Raw genomic sequence first — 19,392 nt, forward strand, 5'->3', positions numbered from 1 at the left:
AAAGAAGGATGTGGCTAATGCAGCTTGGAACAACGATACGTGCACTTTTTTTATCTCTTGCTTCAATATTGTTATTTACAGGTTGTAACGGAGCCTCAGATGACTCCGACTCAGATACATCAGATGACAGTTATAGCCTGTCGGTTAGCTACCAGGATGTAGTTAATGGCCAATGTGATGCCAGTACCGACAGTTTAGTCTTTGATCTCAACGACAGTGTTTGTGCCGTAGCCACACTGACATTAGGTAATGCTAGCGTCAGTGGTGCACTTATCGAGTTTAGTACCAGCAATGCCACATTAAGCAATGCATCCGTATTAACCGATACAAGCGGCATAGCAACGACTTTTATTACCTCTACCAGCACAGAAGCTGGCACGTTAACGGCAACCTACACCTCTGATGACGATGACAGTGTTAGCGACACTCGTAACTACCAATTTAAAGAGTACAGCACCACAGCCCCCGCTGAAGCGCTAAACTTTACCGTGTCAATCAGTGACAGTAGCGGAGTGATTACCCGTTTTAATGTGGATGACACAGTACAACTTAATGCAACGCTAACCGACAGCGAAAACCAGGGCATAGCCAATCAAATTGTGACCTTTAACGCTGGCAGCGCCACCTTATCTCCAACTACCGCACTCACTACAGACTCTGGCGTTGCAACGTTAAGCTTTACGCCTACCGATTCAGAATTAGGGGCTAGCCTTCTTACCGCTACCGCAGAATATGAAGACACTACATTAACCGCGACCAGTGCCTATGAAGTGCTTGCATCGACCGATGTTACGACTGACGGCACTGTAATGATGGGCTCTTACAATGACAACGATGAATTTGTTGAAAACCTATTAGCGACAACCTTAACAGCTGATACAGAGGGTAATTACACCATTAGCGCGGGCGGCTCATTTGGCGTAACTGCCACCCTAGTGACAGAAGCAGACGATGGTACGATTACTCGCTTACAAAGCCCTATCAGTATCAGCTTTAGTTCAGACTGTACAACCAACGACAATGCAACCTTAGACACACCGGTGACCACAGTATCAGGCTCAGCCAGCTCGACGTTTTCAGACACCAGTTGTAGTGGCAACAGTGAAAGCACTGACACCATTGTCGCCAGTGCAACCGTGAATGACACAAGCTTAAGCGCGAGCTTACCTTTTACATTAGCACGCCAAACATTATCAAATATTAGTTTTGTGTCGGCAGACCCAACTCAAATCCGCATCAAAGGTTCTGGTGGCACAGATACCACTGAGTCTTCTTTGGTGACGTTCTTGGTAAGCAGCGCAAATGGCCAACCTGCAGCTCAGCAAGAGGTTGACTTTAGCCTCGACACCACGGTTGGTGGCTTACAATTTTCTAATGGTGAAATTACTGATAGCAGCATCACTAATTCTGAAGGCGTCGTAAGTGTGAGAGTTCAAGCTGGTACTATACCGACCCCTGTACGCGTGATGGCATCGACTACCGATGCCGACACAGGTGACACCATTACCAGCCAATCAGAACAACTCACAGTCAATACCGGACTGCCGCAGCAATTGGGCTTTAGTATCTCGGCGTCAAGCTCAAACCCTGAAGCGGGCGACTACAATGGCGAAGATGTCACGATAACAGTCTATGCATCAGACAGCTTTGGTAACCCAGCACCTGATGACACCACGGTTAACTTTACAACAGAAGGTGGCCAAATTGAGCCATCATGTAGCATCGTAAGCGGTACCTGTAGCGTCACCTGGACATCGACATCACCACGGGTAACCGATCACCGTATCACCATTTTAGCTTATGCACTTGGTCACGAAACCTTTTTCGATACCAATGGCAATAACGTGTTTGATGATGAAGATGGCAGCGCCGTTAACGGCTGTATAAGCGGTACAACGTCTGTTGAGTGTAGCGGTAACGGCATGGATGTTGAAACCTATCAAGACAGTGGTTTTGTTGATTTACCTGACGCCTTTAGAGATGACGATGAGTCGGGCGATCGCCAATCTGCTGAGGTGTATTTCAATACTCAATCAAGTAGCACCTATCAAGGAGCCGACGGTGTATTTAACGCTACCACAATGCCAAGGTGACTTATGTGACAGTTCGGCCATGACAACGTATATCCGTAAGGCATTAGTATTAACCATGTCTGGGTCAACGGCTAACTTTACAGTAAGTCAAAATGGTTCAGTGATTAATGATTTTGATACTGACATTCAGGATATCGCCAATGGCGACTCGGCGACTTTTAGTGTGGTACTCAGCGACAGTGCCGACCAAATATTACCGTCTGGCACAACCTTATCTGTGAGCAGCAGTGAGGGTGAATTAACATTCTCTGGATACACAGTACCCGACCGTAACTCAGCTGGCGGCACCTCCACATCATTTACGATAACCAATGATGACAACACGGGCACTAGCTTCGTGACCTTAACCGCCACCACACCAAAAGGCGTAGTGACTGAACTGAGCTTCTTTGTCACCTTGCTGTAACTCATCATCATTACCATCAACAAAAGCCTGCTGAATACGCAGGCTTTTTTGTGATTGGAATTTGTTGATAAGTTGTTACAATAGCAAGCGAGAATACCGTAAACCTTTTACTGAGTATTTCAATCTATCATCTGCGTAACCCAACGATAAACAGGGCTAGTTTATTTATACGAGAAACAGGTAAACGTTTCTCGACGCATACTAAGGAACAATAATGCGCAAACTTTATGTACTTTCTACTTTAACCGCAGGCGTGCTACTAAGCGCTTGTGCTGCAAAGCCACCTATCGTGGCACAAAATAAGACTGTGGTAGTCAATGACCAAACTATTGTATTTGGTGGTATATACGACAAAGAAAAAAACAAATTGCAACTCATCGCCAATGGCGACGCAATCATGCAAGGTCGATTCCCTCCTATGACCCCAACCCAACACCTTAACGCTAAGTTAAATGGTATGGCTGTTAAAGGCGATTGCTATTTTGGTTCTGTTTTAGGTGATCAAGGTGGAGCTTTTGGTGTTGTGGCCAGTATTGTTCAATCAACAAAAAACAGCACTGCTGACAAGTGTGACATCTTTATTGATGGCGAGCAGAAAGAAACACTTTATTTCTAATTGATAAACCCATTAAGCGCTAGCCCTGCTTACTTTGCTTTGGACAATTGCACACCTATGGTGCATATGGTTTTCAATAAAGCACTAATACGATTCAATTCGCTCATAACTTACATTGCAAGATTATGTTTTTATATGATTTTATAGTGTGGTCTAATCTTTGCTGCAGTTATGTTTTAAAGCTATTTTTGTATATGCCCAATCGACCTGGTTACGAGTAACCCAAACCATAGGTAAACGCTCATGCACACTTGGTATTCGTGTATAATCCGTAATACTGATGTAATGATGTTAATTGTGCCGTTATGCCAATCGAAAAAAGATACAAATCGCTTTGTTGTTGAGAATTAAATGATCCCTTTACATACCTCTATGCGCGGCCTACGTTGTTTTTGCGTTGCTGCTGAATGCTTAAGCTTTAAAGAAACAGCTAAAAAGCTGTACCTTACGCCGTCTGCGGTAAGCCACCAAATTAAGCAACTAGAGGAAACTCTCAATCAGCAATTGTTTATTCGTCAAACTCGTTCAATAGCCCTAACAGAAGTAGGATCGCGTTTTTACCAGGCTATCGAACCGGTAATGCAACAATTGGTCAATACTGTCAGCGAGTTCAACCAATCAGACCGCATGCTCGAGGTCAGTATTTCGATGCCAGAATTTTTTGCCAGCGAACTGTTTATGCCTAAATTGATTGGCTGGTCATCTAAATACCCTAATATCAACCTCAAGCTTGAAACTATAAAGTCGCGCACCGATGCCATTAAGCACACCGACGTCTCTATTATGTTGTCAGGGAAACAACAAACTACTGACGATATTTATGATTTATTCCCCATCACCTATATACCAGCATGCAATCCACAACTTCACAGTGATTTAGCCTCACAGGGGTTTAACGCGTTAACTAAAGTACCGTTAATATTGCATAAAGCCAGACCATACGCCTGGCATCAATGGGCAGAAAGCGTCGGGTTTGATGGTTTTCAACCTAAGCAAATCATCCAATTAGACAGCATGTTTAGCGTTGCCCGTGCCGCAGAGCAAGGGTTGGGCGTAGCATTAATCCCGTTGCCCATCAGCCAAGCATGGTTTGACAATAAAACCTTAATTCCACTATTTAGCCACCCGCTGTTTAGCCACGACCGTTATTACCTTGTGCGTCACACCAACGAACAGCAGCGCCCAGAAGTACAACTGCTTATCGATTGGATCCTTAAAAGCTTTCACGATGAGAATCATTAACTCTCGTAGATATTGAGCTAACCAGTAATGCTAATACCAATTCCACTAATTATCTGGTCATTCAGCGGTAATTCTGTGCCTTCTAGGCAAGTAATAGGATTGTAGGCATAGTTGCTCTCGGCAACTGCTCCTGCGTTGCTCTACCTCCTGCATCCATGCAGTCGTCGGCAACTGCTCCTGCGTTGCTCTACCTCCTGCATCCATGCAGTCGTACGTCAAAATACTATTAAGCAGCATAGAAGGCACAGAAACCCGCCTTGCAGGAGGCGCTCAGACTGTCCATTTCTTTGTTGCATTGCCTTAGAAGGGAGTAACCATTATTTCAACAATGCGCCTCAAACTGAACAGTCTGAGCGACTCTGATTGGTCACATAATTAATGGAAATGGTATAACACGCTTTTTGCGCCACACTCGAGGGGTTAGCGACGGCCTTCTGGCTTTTCCATTCTCCAGGCTATATACGGGAATTGAAGCCAAAATGAAAAGTAGAAAAAGCTTAAATACCAGTATGAAAAAACAAAATTGATGCCTAAGTCTTTATATACCCCGAGAAGCAAATAATCGTAAATAAACAAAGGTAGGGTTAAGTAAAACGCAAGCCAGCATGAGTTAATAACATGCTTCCCATCACTCCAGTATTTTTTCAACGTAATCTTAGTAATAGGAATGTATAGCAAGGTTACAAGTGGCAATAAGGGTAATTTTATCCAAAACGGCCATTGTTGATAATAATCAGGCAGACCAATCAGATAAAAGCTCAGCCAAGTCACAAAACTATAGCCAAGCAGTTTACCGTGTTGAAGTGTATTCATTGTTATCCTTAATCAATCTGCGCTTAATGAGTTTGTGTCATCTCCACTTTGCGTCTTTGTTTTATGCTATCTCACTTTACTTTTATAGGGTAGCTTTCTGAAAAAAATCACCTAACAGATTGTTATAAAACGCTTTTAGAAAGAAAAAGCCTGTCATATTTTCAACATTTTTTGACTTGCCTCCATAAATCACGCTTTATACGGTATTACACAGTGCACGCCCACATCGGTTACCCCTTCGCTCAGCACCTCTTTATCTATAGATGAATAATTTTAACCTATTAATGCGTTTTTTATCGTTTGTCGCCTGTATGCCTTTTCACTAAAGTTCAACTGTAGCGCGGCGCTACGACATTTTAGAGGAGCAACATCATGAACAAGAACATCATTACAGGCCTAATCAGTGCCACATTATTACTGACCGCATCAGCAAGCGTTATGGCCGACAACCAAGGTCAACAAATCAGTAGCAATGCATACAAAATGGTACTTGTTGAAGATGTGCCAGGCGTAGACGCATTGCAAACCGGCCATGTAGAAGAAGGCTTAAACGCAACTTTAGCCGCAAGTAAATATACCGTGGATGACTATTCACGCAATGTGAATTTATGCGCCGGTTACGTACAAATGTCTGACATGGAAAAAGCACAAAAAGCCTGCAGTGCCGCAGTAAAAAGCGCACGTTCTTTAGTGGCTGTTCCATCTATGTCTGTTCGTGCTTACGCTTACAACAACCGTGGCGTAATGAAATTAATGAACCACGATAACTTAGGCGCACTCGCTGACTTTAAACGCGCAGCTAAAGTCGATAACAGCAGTATCTACAAGCATAACCTAAAGCGTTTAGAAGCCGCATTAAACACGGCACAAACTGGCACCTTATAATTAGCGTGACCTAGGGTCTGTTGATCTTTGCTGGTTGAATTTTGTTCGAGTTAAAAATGTTTTAATCGAGGCGAATGGATTGATGCCTAGCAATCTAAGCAAAATCCATTTAACAAAGAGTAAAACGTTTTTAGCCGAACCCTTCGGGCAGCGTTTGTTGGCCATTTTTACTGCGTTATCGACTTTTTATGTAGAATAACTACACCTCAAAGTCTCTGCCTTGTACAAATGTCCAACAATTCGCTGCAAAAACAACCTTGAAAGATCAACAAACCCTAGGGTCTGCTTAGTTCAGTTAGTGAGAAATAGTCACATCTAAGTGAGTAAGATGCGATAGACAGGCCAATCATTGCGATGCCTGTCTTTTTATTTCGACAACAATTAACCATGTTGAATGTAATCGCAAGTTTAACTTAACATCACTTTAGCCTGTTTTTGTCTCGCGGCTACCCTCATGATTGCAATACACGCAAACACCGCAAATAATCCCCAAAGCTGTAGCCATTTAGGCATAACCGCTAACCAACCCGCACCAAGTTGATTGAGCTCTAGCATTCCCATAATGGCGGGCACTGCAGGAATGAGCTGCGATATCATCACCAACGGTTCAGGGATTAAGGCAATAGGCCATACAAATCCCGACACAAATAACACTGGCATCGACATCAATAAGTACACCTGAGTTGATAAGTCACGCCGAGTAAATAAACTACTAAACACAATTCCCAACGCAGCTGTGGCTAATATAAATGGCAGCATAAATAAGCTCACTTCACTAATGGTTGCCACAACACTGACCTGATACCAATAAAAGCAGTACCCCAAGTAAAAGCTACTGAACACACTATAAATCAGTAAAAATACACTTAAACGGGCAAACACCAAAACGCCGGGGCTCACGTGTTGCCAATACCCAGGCCGACGCCATTGGCCTGCACCTAAAATCCCAGTGCCAATTAATAACGTTTGATGCAATATCAGTAAAAAGAGACCGGGGATCACATAAGGTGTATAACCCAAACTCGGATTAAATGCTGGCACTGAGTTGATATTAATTGAGTTAACACTTTGCTGAGCCAATTGCGGGTTTTGCCCTCGAGCCAGCAAGCCGATAAGTTGCACTTGTTTACTGGCATCTAAACCCGCAGCCACGAGCCCTTCTGCTACTGCAGAATAAATTAAAAAATAACTGGCATCGCCGCCATAGCTTAACGTTGCGCCCTTACCTAGCAATAAATCTCGCCTAAAATTGGTTGGGATCACCAATAAACCATGAGCCTTGCCCTCGCTTATCCAGGTTTCAGCTTCATCAATACTGCCAAGATTGGCTAAAATATGAATTTTGGCACTGGCATCGGCATGGCGAGTCACTAAACGGCTTAGTGATGAGTTGTCATGATCAACCACAACCACTTGTTGCTCGGTAGGTACTTGGTTTAAATACGGTAATGGATACAATACCGAATAAAACAACACCCCACCAAATAGGGTCACTATAATCGCTTTGTCAGCTAAAATAGCCTTAAACTCAGCAAGCATTAACTGCCAGAGGTTCATTAACTTACCTCCTGATTAACGTCACTTGAGGTTAAATCAGTCTTTGGGACATCTTTGGCTTTATTGGCGAAAAACACAATGAAAGGCAACAACAATAAAAAGCCCCAATAATTACTGATTTGCCCCAACACATGAGGTAACTCGACCCCATAACTGATCACGCTCACGTGAGAGTCTATGTAATGACTCGAGGGCATCACTAAGCGCCACCACTGGGCGAGCAAAGGCATATCATTCACCGGGAAGGTAATCCCCATAAATGCAAACGCTGGGGCAAATAATGCCGTGCAAAAGCTCACACTACGAGCACTATCACGCATCCCTGTAAATATCACTAATACCATTAACCACAGCGCCATTAACATTGCTAACTGCGCTAGCATTAAGTCAACCAAAGCGCCAGCGGCAGGTAACCCTAAGTAATGATATAACCACAATAAAATGAACCCGCCATGCAGTAACATAATAGGGCTATAAAACAGAATCTTAGTGGCGATTAACGCCCAGATTTGTTTAGGGAAATAATAGCGATTTTGGTATAAGATTAGCTCTTGATTGAGACTATTAACAAACACCAACATCGATAATAATTGCCATAATGCAATCAAAATGGGCGGCACTAAAAAACCGACATAATTGTTATTACGATTAAATAATGCGGTGGTTTGATTGGTGATGGGGCTCAAACTAACATCGACGGTGGCTTTGTTAGCGCCATTAAGTAGCAAGCGCTGCTGACCTATTTGAGTCAGCCCCTCAGCTAAGCTCAGCTGTAACTGGCTTGACAGCAATTTACCCACCAGCAAAAACTGGCTGTTGTAGCGGATATCAATGGTGGGCTGCTTAGCCGTCAGCAGATCTTTTTTCAGCTGATACGGCAACACCACCATGGCATACACCTGGGTTTGGCGCATTGCCTCTATTGCTTGAGCTTCATTGGCATAGGATTGTGGCGCAATAACAGCGTTAGCAGCCAGTTGGCGAGTTAACATGCGGCTAATTTGACTGTTATCAACATCAACAACCGCAACAGGCAGTTGCCGTGGTAACCCTGCGCTGAACAGCCACCATAATGCCAGTACGCCAATGAGTGGAATATAGCTTATCAAGGCCAACTGCCATGGCGAATGCCACAGGGCGTTGAATTCTCGCTTAAATAACTCTGTCATCATTAAGCCTTGTACTCTGGCTTATTGTGTAAGCGTGTCGACACGAAACAATACCGACATCCCCACGCGTAAGTCGGCGATGGGTTGTTTAGGCGTTAACTCAACTTCAAAGGTGCGCATGTCAAAGTCGTGACCGCTTTCGGTAGATCGCCATGTGGCAAAGTTACCCATCACACTGAGGTGCGACACTTCAAACTCGACCTGTTGTTGCAATGCCGGAATCTCTAAGGTTATGCTTTGCCCTTGTTTAAATTGGCTCAATTGATCTTCGCGCACCTGCATTACAGCCCAGGCATCGGCCATATCGATAATACTCACCACTGGAAAACCGCTAGGAGCAAGTTCGCCCGCCTGCAGCAAGACGTCACTGACTTCTGCGTGTTTGGGTGAGCGCATTTGGCTGTCGGCTAAAATAGCATTGACTTCTTTTACTGCCCCTTCGGCCATGCGAGTTTGCCCTGCAGCTGCAGCTTTGGTTTCACTACGAGCGCCTTCTTGTGCCATTTGGTACATCGCATAAGCGGCTTGTTCGGTATATTTAGCAGCTTGCCATTGAGTGTAGGCTTCATCGCGCTGCTGCCTTGCAACAACACCTTCTTCAAACAAGTTTTCAACTCGCTGATAAGTTTTAATCCGTAACTCAGTGGCTGCTTTTGCTTTACGCCATTGCTCTTGCGCTGCGGTTACTTCTTGTTGCCTTGCGCCATTATTAGCTTGCTGTTGTTGAGCGGTGGCGGCATCTAACCCACCCTGGGCTTGCATTAATTTGGCATCTAACTCAGGGCTACTAATGGAAAATAAAATATCGCCTTGTGCTACGCGGTCACCTTTACGCACTAACACTTGCTCAACACGCCCAGGGACTTTAGAGGAGATATTATATTCTCGCGCTTCAATTTGCCCCTGCAACACAGTTGGCTTAGGCGTAAACGCCAACATGACGCCATAGCCCAGTAATAACAATAACAGCAGCAATGCGAATACTGCGATAACTCTGTTAGTTCGCATGTGAAGCTCCCTGATTTTGAATTCGATTAATATATTCGTCGACCTGACCACTCACCGCCATCACTTTGGCATACGCTTGCATATAACGATATTTAGCCCCTAATTGTTTGGTTTTAACGGCGGTTAAATTCAGTTCAGCATCGACGCGATCAATGGAGGTGGATAAGCCTTGGTTAAAGGCTAATTCGCGTAAACGTAGGTTTTCAGATGCCAGTTCAAGTGAAGCATTAAGCGCTTCAACTTCTTCTTGAGCTTGCAGCATTTGACGATAACTTTGATCAATTAGTAAGCTTAAATCTTGTTTCGTTTGCGCCTTGGTGTATCGCGCTTGCAATAAGGCACTTTTGGCCGCTAACACTTTACCACTGCGACCGTCACGGCTTATTAGCGGAATACTCACGCCTACGCCCACCATCCAATCGGGTTCCATTTGGGCAAATAAACTGTCGTCTTCATACAGGGTGTAATTACCATATAAGTACACTGTTGGAAAATAGCCGCCTTTTTCCAAATCAACCAAACCATTGGCTTGGGTTTCTTTTGCCTCAAGCAGTTTTAGTGCAGGGTGTTGGGCTAAAGTTAACTGACTTAAGCGCGATAAAGACGGTTGTTGCTTGAGCACAAATAATGGGGTGTTTGGGCTGACGGTTGGCACATGCAGCATCCGCGCAAGGGCGATTTCGGCCATTTCATACTGGCGCTTAGCTTTGCCTAAATCAACTTTGGCATTTTCAAGAGCCACCTGCGCATTTAAACGTTCAACTTTGGCAATTTGCCCTTGTTGCTCGAGCTTTTCAGCATGTGACACATGTAAGCTTAACGAGTCCACTAGCTGTTGTTGAGTGTCAGCTAAGGTCTGCGTCACAGACACCGCATAATAACGATCAACTAATTGTAAAAATAGCTCACGGCGAGCTAATGCAAACTCCTGTTCTGACTCTGAGACTTTTGCGGCATGAATACCTTGTGCAGCCGTGATCCGTCCACCTGTGTAAATTGGCCACATGGCTTGCAAGCTGGCTCGGAACACATCTTGTTCAGTAAATGGTGTGACATACATTGAGCTAGGGATGGTGGCTAATACTTCGGTTATCGCACTGGGTAATGAGCTGGCATCAAGCGAGGCCAGTGGGTTTAAATCTTGTAAATCCAGTTCGAGTGGTTTTTCGAGACGAGTATAGCTGCCAGCAATGTTGAGTGACGGGTAGTTTAATGCATCGCCTGCATGCTCTTCGGCTTTAGAACGGTTAACGTGTTGATTTTTAGCTTGTAGATGATCGCTCACTTGCTGTAGTTGTTGCCACGCCTGTGTAAACGAAAAAGGTTCTGCGTAAGCAAAACCCATAACAAATATTGCACTAAGTCCTAGCGTAACACCTGCAACAATACGTGCAGAGCATGTAAAACATTGACCAATAAGACTGATTAAAATCACTATCACCTCTAGAACTGTTGCTCTATTTCCTGGATAGATTATACCCTGCATCTATATTGTTTATACGCTAATCGTTGCGATCTATTGCACAGGTTGGTAAGAGGTTGCACCAATCACGTTAATATACACGTTTTAATGAGCTTAACTTACTGTAACACTCAACATTAAGCTCATTCATTGTCCTCAGTTAAGCAGTGCCGCCTACGGTCAAACGGTCAATTTTTAATGTGGGTTGACCCACACCAACCGGCACGCTTTGGCCATCTTTACCACACACGCCAACGCCTTTATCTAGGGATAAATCATTACCGACCATTGAGATTAATCCCATGGCTTCTGGACCGTTACCAATTAAGGTGGCACCTTTAATGGCTTGAGTGACTTCGCCGTTTTCAATTAAGTACGCTTCAGAGGCTGAGAACACAAACTTACCTGAAGTGATATCCACTTGTCCGCCGCCAAAATTAGGTGCATAAATGCCTTTTTTGACTGACTTAATAATGTCGGCAGGGTCAGATTCGCCTGAGTTCATATAGGTGTTGGTCATACGCGGCATAGGCAAATGAGCATATGATTCGCGGCGACCGTTACCGGTAGGGCCTGACCCATAAGGCGCGCATTGAGCTTGTCTTGCATGTAGCCTTTTAAAATACCATCTTCAATTAGGGTGGTCTTTTGGCTCACAACACCTTCATCATCAATACTTAACGAGCCACGACGATTCTCCATTGTGCCATCGTCTACCACGGTAACTAATGTTGATGCCACTTGCTGGCCAATTTTGCCGCTAAATGCACTACTGCCTTTACGGTTAAAATCACCTTCTAAACCATGCCCTACAGCTTCATGCAATAACACGCCAGGCCAGCCACTGCCTAGTACCACGGGCATTTCACCCGCTGGGGCATCAATAGCATTGACGTTAACTTGAGCTTGGCGCACCGCTTCACGGGCAAATTCAAAACTGAGTGGTAAGCCAACGTCATCAGTGGCTAAAAAGACACTGTAGTCATGACGACCACCGCCACCAGCACTGCCGCGCTCACGCTTGCCATTGTCTTCTAAAATGACGCTACAGTTAAAGCGCACGAGTGGACGAATGTCTGCAGCTAATGTTCCGTCGCTTGCGGCAATTAATATCTCTTCATGCACGCCTGATAAGCTCACCACAACCTGGATGATACGGCTATCTAAGCTACGGATATAGGCATCAGCTTGTTTAAGTAAATCGATTTTTTTGACTTCATCCATTGCCGCTATCGGGTCAGCACTGTCATACAGTTTATGAGCCGTTTGACGCTTAAACGCTTGGACCTTGTGTTGTTCGCCCGCACTGGCAATACCACGCGCGGCTCTGGCAGCTGCATCTAATGCTGTGGGGGTAATTTCATCGGCATAAGCAAAACCCGTTTTTTCGCCGTTAATGGCACGTACACCGACACCGCGTTCAATATGAAAACTACCTTCTTTTACAATGCCATCTTCTAATACCCACGACTCATGGCGGCTACCTTGAAAGTACAAATCTGAAAAATCAATATTGTGTTGATGAATAGTCGTTAAGTAACCTTGTAGCCCATCTAAGGTTAATCCATCTTGTAATAAGCTTTGCTCTACTTGGGTTAAAAATGGCATTCAAATTCTCTTTTATTAATAGCTAACGCGTAGTGCGAATAAGGTCTTAAGCGCCCACCTAAACAGGGGTTAATTGCGGCGCAATGAAACGGTTATGGCCGATTATCGGCATTTGCTGGCGTATACGTTGTAGCTCACTAAGCTCAACCTTAGCTTGCGCCCAACCACACTCGGTGGCGCGCTCGGCAATGACTCTGCCCCATGGGTCGACAATCATGCTGTGACTTCCAGGTTTCTCGGCTACCTTGATTATGTTGACCCCATTGGCCGGCACCCAATAAATAACATTGAGTTTCAATGGCTCTGGCCTGTAATAACACTTGCCAATGCGCTTCTCCGGTCACTTTGGTAAAAGCCGACGGCAGTGCGATGTAATCTGCTCCCGCAAGGCGCAACGCCCGAAATAAATCACCAAAGCGAATGTCATAACAAATGGCAAGCCCCACTTTACCAAATGGCGTATCAACCACACATAAGTGATCGCCAGGATGAAAGGTATCACTTTCACGGTAGGTTTTGGTGCCATCGGCAACATCGACATCGAATAAATGCAGTTTATCGTAATGACCTAGGGTGACGCCATGATCATCAAAAAAATAACAGCGGCTGAATACTCTACCGTCATCGGCGCGCATCGGTATAGTGCCTGCGATTAAGTACACATGATATTGTTTTGCTAAATTGGCTAACGCAGTTTTAAGGTCACTTTGATGTTCGCTACCGGCATATTGCAATTGTTGACTTTCATGGCCACCAAATAACAAGCAACATTCAGGCAGTACCACGAGTTGTGACTCATCAATGTCGCGCGGTAACTGTTTAAGCTGCGAGTCGATAAAGGCTATATTGGCTTGAACGTCGCGGCTGCTCTGGCATTGTAATAAGCTGATTTGCATATTGTGCTCCTTGTAGCGTCACGACATTGGTTATAGATGCAGGTGTGTCAACAGTTGACACTTCGGCTGTAGGTTGTGCTTCCGGTGCTGGACTTTGTTGGTCCGCATCCTTCATTTTAGCTGGTATATCTTCAGTCCCATCGATACCGCTTTCATCTGGCTGCGGTAAAATCGCTTTGGGTATTTCGATTTCTTTACTCTTACGCTCTAGCTCTTCAAGTTGCGGATTATCCATGGTACCAGTGACCCGAAAACGAATTTCTGAAATCACTTCAATGACAGGCTCCAATACTTTGGTTAACGCAAACGCCCCCAAACCTAAAGTCCATGCACTGGTACTCAGCAAGACCACAGTAGGCACACTTGAAGCCAACTGCGGCACAAAACGAATGTCGTAATTAAGGCTTTGAGTGGTTAAGTCGGTATAGCCTCTTACTTTCATATTACCGGCTATGGCATCCATTTCTGTGTCGGTGGTTTTTACCACCCCATTATCTATGTTTAAATTACCAGTAAAGGTGTTGAAATACAGCCCTTGGCCAAACACGTCTGAGAAATCCAATGACAATTTACGCAGTAACGAATCTAAACTAAATAACGAAAATACCCTGGCACCTTTGTCACTGATTTCCGACAAATGGCCTTTACCCAAACCAAACTGAATTTGGCCATTTAAGGTATCGAGCGAAAATAAGTATGGCGCAGCATGCCATGATAATTGGCCACTCAGATCTAACGGTGCATTTTTTATGCCCGGGTTAATCCCTAATGTGGCAGATAAGTCTTCAAAATTGTCGGCCTTCACTGTCACATCAAACTCAGTATTATCGACACCATTTTTTACTGACCACAATCCATTTGCCTGCATAGACAAGGTTGGCTTGGTCAGTGATAAAGTTTTAAATTGATACCCTTGCTCAGAGGGGATGCCTTGTAAAATAAGGTGCCCTAACGACAAGTCGTAAATGCTAAATTCGTCGACATCAATGGCCAATGTTGGCAATTGCGAGAGTAAGTTTGTATGACTTTGTGTCGATGACGGTTCACCGTGCAATACGGTTTGTGGCGGCGGAGAAATACGCAGCTTTTTGGCCACCACATTAATCCCTTGGTCTCGCCAATTTGAGTAAAAATCAATTAGGCCATCAAATTGATCCGACCGCGCATTAAAGCGCCATGCATATTCAGTCGGCTCAGCATCAAACTGTAACTGATCAAACGACTGCCCCAATGCGGTTAATTTGGCAACATTAGCATGAATACCCATCAATCGTGGAAATGAAGCCGATGATGATGTCGGGTTAACCGTTGCGGTCTGTTGAGTGGCCATCGTCGGCACTTCACTGTCGGTTAATATGCGGTCACGCACCGACGAGGCGATAACGTCTGGCGCAGCAGTTGAGCTAAAACGTTTAATGATGGGCAGCCATTGCTCAAGCTCGACTTTAGGGAGATCTAAATGCAAGTGGCCGTTTTGTTTTTTGAGTTTATCGCCTAATTTAAAATGACGCCCAATCATCACATCGTAAAATGCCAGGTGGCCACCATTTTCGGGATTAAAGCCCCCCAAAACTCAACATCTTGACCCAACTTGATGCTTAACGATGATTGCTTATTGTCGCCAATTAAGTCTGCACGGAGCTTTTTAGGTTCAACGGCTGATTTTCTATAAGGGCTAGGTAAATCAAGAGCCACGCCGAGCAAATCTGAAGAGGCTGACATTTGTAAACTGTAACCACTGGGGTCAAATATCATGGTTAATGCCCCGTCCCAATCTAGCTTGCCACTGTATGTGCTACTCATTGGGTTGTGGAGTTTGCTTGGCAGGGTGTCAAAATCCCAGCGGCCGCCCATATTGATATTCAAGGCAAAATTTTGGTTTTGCTTACCGGTTTTAACATTAAAAGTTAACGGTTGTTCAAACAGCTTAGCGTTAATATCTTTTGCTTCAATTAACTGATTAACAAAACTCACCTGCCCAGTGACGTTGTTTAGTTGTAACCCTGGGGATGCAATATAAATCGGGTTATTATCTAACTTCACCTGGCCTTTAATCAACTGCTTACCGCCCTTGTAAAGCGGGATGGCTAAATCTAAATCGACTCCAATAGGCTGCTTTATTTGCACAACCTTTAAGGTGGCGCCTACCGAGCCTTTTAATGATGAGTTGTTAATCACTTCGGTGGCGGCTTGGGCGTCTGCCGTTATTTCGGCCTCAACTTTTAATAATGATTCTTTACCCAATTGAGGGATAGAGACTCGGGCACCATCAACCACAACATCACCTAACATGCCGTGGTCAATATGCAGATCCATTAAGGCATTTTCAAACAGTGCAGATAAGGTTAACTCACTCACCGCAGGCCAGTTAGGTTGAAACTTAAAATTACCTTGTTGCAAGGTAAATTCAGCTTGAAATACACCACTGCTGTCATGATATGGAAAATCACTTAGCGCACCGTGCCAAACCACCTGGGCTTGATCAATTTTACCCGCCTGTAATCCACTGTCGAGGTATGCCACTAACTTAGGGCTCAAGGCCATTAAAGACAAATAACGTTCAACACGCGACACATCATGCACGCTCACATCTGCCGCTAATGCAAGGTGTTTTGAAGGGCTAAAGTCTAGGTTTATGCCTGCCTGTAGCGCAATATCTGCATTGGTTAGATTGATATTAGCCATGGTGAGTCGCTTGTGTTCAACATCTAAACGCCCATTAATTGCCTCGCCTTGCAAAGCTAACGGCTGATTGGCACTATCACCAAAATCAAACTGATAAGCTTGTCGTGGCAAGCTAAAATCAAGTTGATTATTGGCTCAGGTTAAGTGTAAATCAATGGGGTTTAACCCTGGAATGGCCGCATAAGTTTGCCATTGCAGCTGCTGAATATCAGCGGTGGCAATTAATGGTTGTTGCGCTTGTTTGTATAACCTTATTGAGCCTATGGTGCCCTGAGGGTTAAGCTGTTGCCAGGTGTCAACTTGCTCAAGACCTAAATCAGGGATCAGCGGTAACATAGGTTTAAGTAATGATGGCGTAATTTGATTGATATAACCAAACAAATCACCATTACGAGTGCCAAATGCCAGCTTCAATTGCGGCCAGGCTTGCTCGTTAGTTGATAAGCTTAAATCGTGGCTTTCTATTTTCCAGCCACCTTGTTCAGGTGTCCATTGCAACACGCCAGAGTCAATCGCTATTTTTTGCTTATTTTCCGTATCGCGCCACTCTAGCCAGCTCGGTTTAAACACTAATAAACCGTCTCGTATTTTACGGTTGGCAAAGGTCATCCACGCATCAAGGTTTATGACGCCTTGTAGCGCAATGTTGTTGGCATTATTAGGGCTAATATGTTGTCGAGAAGCCCATTCACCGAGATCTAATGACTCAGCTGACACATACAATTGTCCGGTTACGGTATCGGGCTGATAGCCATCGCCACTAAGATCGATTTGCAACCTTAATTGTTCATGTTGAGACTCAAGCTGATCAACATGGAACATGCCTTGTGCCTGATGACGATTAGGTGTGTTTAGCCACTCAAGCGTATCCACAAAAATAGGCCGATAGTCATTTTGGCTGCTGATTAATTGCAATGATGCATCAGTAATCGAAAAGTGTTCCAATTGCTCTAATAGCAAACCATAAAGCCAATCTAAATTGGCTTTGGTTTGGCTATTGTCACCGTTGTTATTGTCGGCAATTTGATCCAGATTTAACGCAACACTGATTCCGTCAAATACCACGGTTTCGACTTGTGGGTTGAGAGTAAACAGCGATTGCCAAAAGTCGAGTTTAATATGAACGTTTTTACTGATAACCGTTATCGGCAATGACTCTTGTGGCGGTAACGTTAAATTTTTAATGCTCAGTGCTGGGTCAAACGCTTGCCATTCAGCGCTTAAGGATTCTACTGAGACTTGCAATTTATATTCATTGTAAAGATAGTTAACTAGCTCTGTGCGTACTTCTGGTACATGAGGCAATAACCCACGAATAAGGCTAACTGCCAGTGCAAAAAGCACTAGCGTAATCGCCAATATTTGCCAACAGATCCTGTTGATAGTCGCTGCCCGAGTTGTTGACACTACATCATCACCACATCATATTTGCTTTGAATGTATAAAGGTTCGTTTTGTAGTCGAATACGCTTACCAATATACACTTCTAGCTCGGCTAATAAATGTGATTCTTCACCACTAAGACTCATGTAAACCGCGGGTGAGCAGTACAATAAAAACTCATCAGCTTTATAGGCACGGTTTAAGCGAATAATCTCACGAAAGATTTCATATGACACGGTTTCAATGGTTTTCATGGTACCAGTGCCTTGGCATGACGGGCACTCGCCACACACCACATGCTCAAGACTCTCGCGGGTACGTTTGCGGGTCATTTCGACTAAACCTAGTCCCGAAAATCCACTCACACTAGTTTTAACCCGGTCAAGTGCCAATGCGGCTGTTAAGCTTTCGAGGACTCGGGCTTTATGCTCACTGTTGAGCATATCGATAAAGTCAATAATGATAATGCCGCCGAGATTACGTAAACGCAGTTGGCGAGCGATAGCTTGAGTCGCTTCGAGATTGGTATTAAAAATGGTTTCTTCTAAGTTACGGTGGCCGACAAAGGCACCGGTATTGATGTCGACGGTTGTCATGGCTTCCGTTTGATCAATAATTAAATAGCCACCCGATTTAAGCTCCACTTTGCGCCCTAGCGCGCGCTGCACTTCGTTTTCGACATCGTACAATTCAAAAATGGGGGCAGAGCCTGCGTAGTGTTCAATTTTGTCGGCAATTTCAGGCATAAACTCTTGAGCAAACTGTTGTAGCTCGGCATAAGTGCGGCGAGAATCCACTTGAATATGGTCAAGTTCAGTGCCAACAAAATCACGAATAATCCGCACAGGTAAGGCAAGATCTTGATACAGTAACGTGGCGCCTTTACGTTTACGACGCTCGCTAACTTTGGCTACACTCGGCGTAAAAATGCTGCATCTTGTGCCAGTTCGTCTTCGCCAATATTTTCTGCGGCGGTGCGGATAATAAACCCGCCATCATCATCAACATACGGTAAAGTGATGTTTTTAAGGCGTTGACGCTCTTCTTCAAGCTCAATACGTTGCGACACACCCACATGGCTTGAGCCCGGCATAAACACTAAATAACGCGAGGGTAAGGTAATGTCGGTGGTGAGACGTGCGCCCTTGGTGCCAAGCGGGTCTTTTACCACTTGCACCATAATATCCTGGCTCTGGCGTACCAGTTCGGCAATGTCGCGCACCACGAAATTGCCTTTTTCAACATCGGCAACACATTCGGTATGGGGCACAATATCGGAGGCATGTAAAAAAGCGGCTTTGTCTAAACCTATATCCACAAAGGCGGCTTGCATACCTGGCAGTACACGGCTGATTTTACCTTTATAAATATTACCCACTAAACCACGCTTCATGCGGCGTTCAATGTGAACTTCTTGCAAAACACCATGCTCTACTAATGCGACACGCGCTTCAGTTGGTGTGACATTAATCAGTAACTCAGTGCCTTTTTTACGCTGTGCTTTTATATTCATACCGTTCTAGGCCGCCTGTATTCAGGTCATGCTCCAATCGTAATGTTGACAGCACT

9 protein-coding genes and 6 pseudogenes are annotated in these 19,392 nt (G+C 44.5%); 5 read left to right on the forward strand and 10 right to left on the reverse strand.

The window, feature by feature from the left end:
* Window positions 1-17: 17 nt before the first annotated feature.
* From N4T56_RS17760 to N4T56_RS17770, 3 genes and pseudogenes are all read left to right on the forward strand, one after another.
* Window positions 18-2,499, forward strand: a pseudogene (locus N4T56_RS17760) (hypothetical protein).
* A gap of 214 nt (window positions 2,500-2,713) precedes the next feature.
* Window positions 2,714-3,115, forward strand: coding sequence for a hypothetical protein (locus N4T56_RS17765; RefSeq protein WP_188917068.1), 402 nt, complete (start codon window positions 2,714-2,716; stop codon window positions 3,113-3,115).
* A 351-nt stretch (window positions 3,116-3,466) separates the two neighbouring features.
* Window positions 3,467-4,357, forward strand: a complete 891-nt coding sequence (locus N4T56_RS17770) for a LysR family transcriptional regulator (protein WP_261734170.1) — start codon at window positions 3,467-3,469, stop codon at window positions 4,355-4,357.
* A gap of 420 nt (window positions 4,358-4,777) precedes the next feature.
* Here the strand turns inward: N4T56_RS17770 and N4T56_RS17775 are convergent, their stop codons facing one another.
* Window positions 4,778-5,170 (reverse strand): hypothetical protein, encoded by a 393-nt coding sequence (locus N4T56_RS17775; RefSeq protein WP_261734171.1) that lies wholly within the window; start codon window positions 5,168-5,170, stop codon window positions 4,778-4,780.
* A 372-nt stretch (window positions 5,171-5,542) separates the two neighbouring features.
* Between N4T56_RS17775 and N4T56_RS17780 the strand changes: the two genes are divergently transcribed.
* Together N4T56_RS17780 and N4T56_RS22870 are read left to right on the forward strand one after the other, a co-directional pair.
* Window positions 5,543-6,055: a hypothetical protein gene (locus N4T56_RS17780; protein WP_261734172.1), complete on the forward strand. Its 513-nt coding sequence runs from the start codon at window positions 5,543-5,545 to the stop codon at window positions 6,053-6,055.
* An 82-nt stretch (window positions 6,056-6,137) separates the two neighbouring features.
* Window positions 6,138-6,374 (forward strand): annotated as a pseudogene (locus N4T56_RS22870) (hypothetical protein).
* An 89-nt stretch (window positions 6,375-6,463) separates the two neighbouring features.
* Here the strand turns inward: N4T56_RS22870 and N4T56_RS17790 are convergent.
* The 9 genes and pseudogenes from N4T56_RS17790 to rng all read right to left on the reverse strand — a co-directional run bounded on the left by N4T56_RS17790 (window position 6,464) and on the right by rng (window position 19,336).
* Window positions 6,464-7,612, reverse strand: coding sequence for an ABC transporter permease (locus N4T56_RS17790; protein ID WP_261734173.1), 1,149 nt, complete (start codon window positions 7,610-7,612; stop codon window positions 6,464-6,466).
* Entirely contained in the window at window positions 7,612-8,781 is a 1,170-nt protein-coding gene (locus tag N4T56_RS17795; protein ID WP_261734866.1) for an ABC transporter permease, read from the reverse strand. Before N4T56_RS17795 ends, N4T56_RS17790 begins: the two co-directional genes overlap by 1 nt.
* A gap of 21 nt (window positions 8,782-8,802) precedes the next feature.
* The gene (locus N4T56_RS17800) at window positions 8,803-9,789 is read right to left on the reverse strand and encodes an HlyD family secretion protein (protein WP_261734174.1); all 987 of its coding nucleotides are present in this window, start codon (window positions 9,787-9,789) and stop codon (window positions 8,803-8,805) included.
* Entirely contained in the window at window positions 9,779-11,134 is a 1,356-nt protein-coding gene (locus N4T56_RS17805; RefSeq protein WP_261734867.1) for a TolC family protein, read from the reverse strand. The genes N4T56_RS17800 and N4T56_RS17805 overlap by 11 nt, the downstream gene beginning before the upstream one ends.
* A 277-nt stretch (window positions 11,135-11,411) precedes the next feature.
* Window positions 11,412-12,859 (reverse strand): annotated as a pseudogene (tldD, locus tag N4T56_RS17810) (metalloprotease TldD).
* A gap of 175 nt (window positions 12,860-13,034) precedes the next feature.
* Window positions 13,035-13,755 (reverse strand): annotated as a pseudogene (locus N4T56_RS17815) (carbon-nitrogen hydrolase family protein); the annotation flags it as partial.
* A complete protein-coding gene (locus N4T56_RS22580) occupies window positions 13,679-15,325 on the reverse strand; it encodes a YhdP family protein (protein ID WP_315903071.1) in 1,647 nt (548 codons plus the stop codon). The pseudogene N4T56_RS17815 and the gene N4T56_RS22580, both read right to left, overlap by 77 nt.
* Window positions 15,274-17,847: pseudogene (locus tag N4T56_RS22960) on the reverse strand (YhdP family protein). The gene N4T56_RS22580 and the pseudogene N4T56_RS22960 overlap by 52 nt, the downstream one beginning before the upstream one ends.
* Window positions 17,847-19,336 (reverse strand): annotated as a pseudogene (rng, locus tag N4T56_RS17825) (ribonuclease G). Before rng ends, N4T56_RS22960 begins: the two co-directional pseudogenes overlap by 1 nt.
* Window positions 19,337-19,392: the final 56 nt, after the last annotated feature.

It is taken from the genome of Shewanella phaeophyticola, from assembly GCF_025398315.1.
In the GTDB taxonomy this organism is placed as follows: domain Bacteria; phylum Pseudomonadota; class Gammaproteobacteria; order Enterobacterales; family Shewanellaceae; genus Shewanella; species Shewanella phaeophyticola.

Excerpts from the sequence above, each read along its gene's own strand:
- N4T56_RS17765 (WP_188917068.1), top strand. The coding sequence starts at position 2,714 with ATGCGCAAACTTTATGTACTTTCTACTTTAACCGCAGGCGTGCTACTA.
- N4T56_RS17770 (WP_261734170.1), top strand. The coding sequence starts at position 3,467 with ATGATCCCTTTACATACCTCTATGCGCGGCCTACGTTGTTTTTGCGTT.
- N4T56_RS17775 (WP_261734171.1), bottom strand. The coding sequence starts at position 5,170 with ATGAATACACTTCAACACGGTAAACTGCTTGGCTATAGTTTTGTGACT.
- N4T56_RS17780 (WP_261734172.1), top strand. The coding sequence starts at position 5,543 with ATGAACAAGAACATCATTACAGGCCTAATCAGTGCCACATTATTACTG.
- N4T56_RS17790 (WP_261734173.1), bottom strand. The coding sequence starts at position 7,612 with ATGAACCTCTGGCAGTTAATGCTTGCTGAGTTTAAGGCTATTTTAGCT.
- N4T56_RS17795 (WP_261734866.1), bottom strand. The coding sequence starts at position 8,781 with ATGACAGAGTTATTTAAGCGAGAATTCAACGCCCTGTGGCATTCGCCA.
- N4T56_RS17800 (WP_261734174.1), bottom strand. The coding sequence starts at position 9,789 with ATGCGAACTAACAGAGTTATCGCAGTATTCGCATTGCTGCTGTTATTG.
- N4T56_RS17805 (WP_261734867.1), bottom strand. The coding sequence starts at position 11,134 with ATGGGTTTTGCTTACGCAGAACCTTTTTCGTTTACACAGGCGTGGCAA.